Origin of the sequence: Synechococcus sp. R55.2 (assembly GCF_047462075.1) — a bacterium.
Lineage (GTDB): Bacteria > Cyanobacteriota > Cyanobacteriia > Thermostichales > Thermostichaceae > Thermostichus.
The window spans coordinates 1-741 of sequence record NZ_JANSIH010000214.1 but is presented as its reverse complement, the minus strand read 5'-3'; the positions used below and the strand labels follow the sequence as shown (position 1 = coordinate 741).

Genomic DNA, 741 nt, shown 5'->3' with positions numbered 1-741 from the left:
CAGCCCGGCGCTGGGAGCAGATCATCACCGGGGATCTGCCTGATGTAACCGTAACTCTGCAGGCTGGCTACTGCGGAGCTGGTTTCCCCCCGACTCCCCTGGTCAATCGTCCTGTGGATGATCTCTTGGTTCAAGTAACCGGCGCCCGGCTCCTCTCCAGCCCCCCTGAGAGTGATGGTCCGGGTAAGGCTGTGGGTCAAGCAGGCCCCTGCGGCCCTCCTCGGCCCGGGATCCGCATCATCCCTTATGCCAGGATAGGGATCGACCCGGCAGATCTGGGTCGCTTAGAGGATCGGGGATCCCTGTTTGACGTTGTCCTGCACGAGCTGGGCCATGCTCTGGGGTTCGGCACCGTCCCCAACTGGAGTCCTTTTCTCCTCAACAGCGGCACCACCAACCCGCGCTTTGCCGGCCGGCAGGCCACTGCTGAGTACAACAGCCTGGGCGGATCGGGGAATGTGCCGGTGCAGGTTGAGCCACCTCCCGAAGGTCACTGGCGGCGAACCCTAGGGTTGGAGCTGATGACGCCGGTGCTGCCACCGCCACCTGCACGCCCTGTTCTCAGCCGCATCACCGCTGCAGCCATGCAAGACTTGGGGTTCACGGGCGTCAACCTGTCTGCTGCGGATCCCTATACCCTGCCTCCAGAAGGGCGCCGCCTGCCCCCAGAAGAGGGGCTTTTCCTGGGGAACGATGCGGTTTTTGGCCCAATTGGGGGTGAGATAGAGCTTTTACCCTAGC

General features: G+C 63.4%; 1 pseudogene. It reads left to right on the top strand.

Going from position 1 to position 741, the window contains the following annotated elements:
- Positions 1-740: pseudogene (locus NW838_RS07540) on the top strand (peptidase M8); the annotation flags it as partial.
- Position 741 lies beyond the last annotated feature (1 nt).